The organism is Rhodoblastus sp., assembly GCF_041915505.1.
Taxonomy (GTDB): domain Bacteria; phylum Pseudomonadota; class Alphaproteobacteria; order Rhizobiales; family Beijerinckiaceae; genus Rhodoblastus.
This window is the reverse complement of record NZ_JAYSBG010000345.1, coordinates 1-3596: the sequence shown is the minus strand read 5'-3', so window position 1 is coordinate 3596 and position 3596 is coordinate 1. Positions and strand designations below refer to the sequence as shown.

Genomic DNA, 3596 nt, shown 5'->3' with positions numbered 1-3596 from the left:
GGGACCAGGTCGGAGTTGCGCGCAGGACGCTTTCGATTATGAATCGGCCTGACCGATGTTTACCATAGCGGCGCGCGCAGAGAAATCGCGCTGCGGCGCTGTTCCGGCGCATCGACGCGAGGATTTGGTTATGGCGGAAAGTGACGGCGACGGCGCGGCGGCGACAGCGGGCGACAAGCCCAAGGCCCTGAGCCCTGAAGCGCAACGGGCTCTCGCCGAAGCCGAGGAACGCCGCCGCAATGCGTCCGAAGCCGCCCGTCCACAGGAAATCAACGGCCCCAAAGGCCCCGAACCCATTCGCTACGGCGATTGGGAGCGCAAGGGCATAGCGAGCGATTTCTGATCGATGGCGCCGGAACAGGATCCGGGCGGCGGGGCGCGGCGGGTGTTCCGATTCGCGCCCTCGCCCAATGGCTATCTGCATCTCGGCCATGCTTATTCCGCGCTGTTGAATTTTCGATGGGCGCGCGCCTGCGGCGGCCGGATGCTGCTGCGCATCGAGGATATCGATCGGGAACGCTCGCGCCGCGAATTTGAACAGGCTTTGCTCGAAGACCTGCATTGGCTCGGCGTCCATTGGGACGCGCCGCCGCGCCGCCAGTCCGAACATCTGGCCGATTATTCCGCCGCGCTCGACACGCTCGCCCGGCGCGGCCTGGCTTATCCCTGTTTCTGCTCGCGCGCCGACATCGCCCGCGCCTGCGCCGGGAAAAAGGACTGGCCGCGCGATCCCGACGGCTCGCTGCTTTATCCGGGAACATGCCGAGGCCTGTCCGAGGCGGCGCGCGCGGCCCGCATGGCGTCGGGCGCGCCCTTTTCGCTGCGTCTCGCCATGACGGACACCTTGGCGACGATCGAGGCGCCGCTGACCTATCGCGAGTTCCACGAAGGCGACAGCGGCGCGGTCGTCACGGCGACGCCCGAGGTCTGGGGCGATGTTCTGATCGGGCGCCGCGACGTGCCGGCGTCCTATCACATCGCCTGCGTCCTGGACGATCACGTTCAGGCGGTGACGGATGTGGTGCGGGGCGTCGATCTCGAGGCCGCGACGGGTTTGCACCGGCTGCTGCAAGCTCTGCTCGATCTGCGGACGCCGGATTACCGGCATCATCGGCTGGTGCTGGACGGCGCGGGGAAAAAACTGTCCAAGAGCAGCGCCGCGCCGAGCCTGCGCGCCCTGCGCCGGCAGGGGCTTGGCGCTGCGGACGTGCTGGCGGATTTGTCGCGCCGGATGAACGTTCCGCTATGAGACAAAAAAGCCCGGATCGTCCGATCCGGGCTGGGTTTCGTGCGGAAAGCGCCGATCAGGGCTGCATGACGACCGTCGTGCCGACATCGACGCGGCCGTAAAGATCGGCGACGTCTTCGTTCAGCATGCGGATGCAGCCATAGGAGGCGCGCGAGCCGATCGAGGCGCGCATGCGGCTGGTCGTGCCGTGGATCGCGATTTCGTCGCGGTCGAGCGTGATGGCGGCGACGCCCATCGGATTGCGCGGCGAGCCGCCCGGAATCATGCCGGGCAATTCGGGATGGTCGCGCTTGACGATGGCCGGGGGGGCCCAATCGGGATGGAAATATTTGCCGCTGATGCGGGTCGGGCCGAGCCATTCCTTGCCCGGCTTGGCGACGGCGACCGGATATTGGATCGCGCGGCCGTCTTCCAGCACCAGATAAAGTTTGCGCTGGCTCATGCTGATGACGATGGTGCCAGCGTCATAACCCGAGTGGAAGGCGATGAGATGGGTGTTGGCCTGGGCGGCGCCGAGCGGCGCGGACAGGCCGAGCAGCGTCGCGCCAAGCAGCGCGGCCGCCCGCAAGCTTTTGAACTGGGACATGAATTTGCTCCGGCAAGCGAAAATCGACCGATCACGGCGATTTGATCCAAACTGCCGCCGAAACTCCAAAGAAACTAGCGTATAGGCGCCACACCCGCCAAAATTTCGCCAAAATGCCGACTTGATTGAAATCGCGGTTATTAAAGTTTTAATGAAAGGCCAAAGCAAAAGCCGGGCGATTTCTCGCCCGGCTTGCATCTATCAGCAGTCTGATCGCGGGCGTTCAGCCGCCGCGATTCTGGATCAGATCGTCGACCACGGTCGGATCGGCCAGCGTCGAGGTGTCGCCCAGCGCGCCGAATTCGTTTTCGGCGATCTTGCGCAGGATGCGGCGCATGATCTTGCCGGAACGGGTCTTGGGCAGGCCTGGCGCGAACTGGATCACGTCCGGCGAAGCGATCGGGCCGATCTCCTTGCGGACCCAGGCGACCAGCTCCTTGCGCAGGGCGTCGGTCGGCTCGACGCCTTCCATCACCGTGACATAGGCGTAGATGCCCTGGCCCTTGAGGTCGTGCGGATAGCCGACCACGGCCGCTTCGGACACCGCCGGATGGGCGACCAGCGCGCTTTCGACTTCCGCCGTGCCCATGCGGTGACCGGAGACGTTGATGACGTCGTCGACGCGGCCGGTGATCCAGTAATAGCCATCGGCGTCGCGGCGGCAGCCGTCGCCGGTGAAATATTTGCCCGGATAGGTCGAGAAATAGGTCTGCTGGAACCGCTCATGGTCGCCATAGACCGTGCGCATCTGGCCCGGCCACGAATCGGCGATCACCAGATTGCCCTCGCAGGGGCCTTCGATGATGTTGCCGGAAGCGTCCACCACCTGCGGCTGCACGCCGAAGAACGGACGGGTCGCCGAACCGGGCTTCAGCGCGGTCGCGCCCGGCAGCGGGGTGATCAGAATGCCGCCGGTTTCGGTCTGCCACCAGGTGTCGACGATCGGGCAACGCTCGTCGCCAACCACGCGGTAATACCATTCCCAGGCTTCCGGATTGATCGGCTCGCCGACCGAGCCGAGCAGGCGCAGGGTTTTCCGCGAGGTCTTCTTGACCGGCTCCTCGCCCGCGCCCATCAGCGAACGGATCGCGGTCGGGGCGGTGTAGAAGATGTTGACGCCGTGCTTGTCCACCACATCCCAGAAACGGGAGATCGTCGGATAGTTCGGGATGCCCTCGAACATCAGGGTCGTCGCGCCATTGGCGAGCGGGCCATAGACGATATAGCTGTGGCCGGTGACCCAGCCCACGTCGGCGGTGCACCAATAAATGTCGCCGTCGTGATAATCGAAAATATATTGATGCGTCATGGCGGCATAAACCAGATAGCCGCCGGTGCAATGCACCACGCCCTTCGGCGCGCCGGTCGAGCCGGACGTATAGAGGATGAACAGCGGGTCTTCCGCATTGACCTCGGTGGGCGGGCAATCGGCGGAAACCTTGGCGGTTTCCTCGTGCCACCACACGTCGCGGCCGTCCTTCCAGTCGACCTTGCCGCCGGTGCGCTTCACGACGATCTGGGTCTCGATGATGTCGCCGGTCTTGTCGATGGCGATGTCCGAATTGGCCTTGAGCGGAACCTTGCGGCCGCCGCGCAGGCCTTCATCGGCGGTGATGATGACCTTGGACTTGCATCCCTCGATGCGGCCGGCCAGCGAATCGGGCGAGAAGCCGCCGAAAATGATCGAATGAATCGCGCCGACGCGGGCGCAGGCGAGCATGGCGTAAGCCGCCTCGGGAATCATCGGCAGATAGATCGAAA

General features: G+C 64.8%; 4 protein-coding genes. 2 read left to right on the top strand and 2 right to left on the bottom strand.

Annotated features, from left to right (window positions below; translation table 11 throughout):
- Positions 1–130: 130 nt before the first annotated feature.
- Both ACE3S9_RS16630 and gluQRS read left to right on the top strand, forming a co-directional pair.
- Entirely contained in the window at positions 131–343 is a 213-nt protein-coding gene (locus ACE3S9_RS16630; RefSeq protein ID WP_374547592.1) for a DUF1674 domain-containing protein, read from the top strand.
- A 3-nt stretch (positions 344–346) separates the two neighbouring features.
- Positions 347–1249 (top strand): tRNA glutamyl-Q(34) synthetase GluQRS, encoded by a 903-nt coding sequence (gluQRS, locus tag ACE3S9_RS16625; RefSeq protein ID WP_374547591.1) that lies wholly within the window; start codon positions 347–349, stop codon positions 1247–1249.
- 55 nt (positions 1250–1304) lie between these two features.
- Here gluQRS and ACE3S9_RS16620 read toward each other — a convergent pair whose 3' ends face one another.
- Together ACE3S9_RS16620 and acs are read right to left on the bottom strand one after the other, a co-directional pair.
- Complete coding sequence (locus tag ACE3S9_RS16620) at positions 1305–1835, bottom strand: L,D-transpeptidase (RefSeq protein ID WP_374547590.1); 531 nt, start codon at positions 1833–1835, stop codon at positions 1305–1307.
- Positions 1836–2058: 223 nt separating this feature from the next.
- Positions 2059–3596: acetate--CoA ligase (acs, locus tag ACE3S9_RS16615; RefSeq protein WP_374547589.1), on the bottom strand; the 1538-nt coding region annotated here is incomplete at its 5' end.

Excerpts from the sequence above, each read along its gene's own strand:
- gluQRS (WP_374547591.1), top strand. The coding sequence starts at position 347 with ATGGCGCCGGAACAGGATCCGGGCGGCGGGGCGCGGCGGGTGTTCCGA.
- ACE3S9_RS16620 (WP_374547590.1), bottom strand. The coding sequence starts at position 1,835 with ATGTCCCAGTTCAAAAGCTTGCGGGCGGCCGCGCTGCTTGGCGCGACG.
- ACE3S9_RS16630 (WP_374547592.1), top strand. The coding sequence starts at position 131 with ATGGCGGAAAGTGACGGCGACGGCGCGGCGGCGACAGCGGGCGACAAG.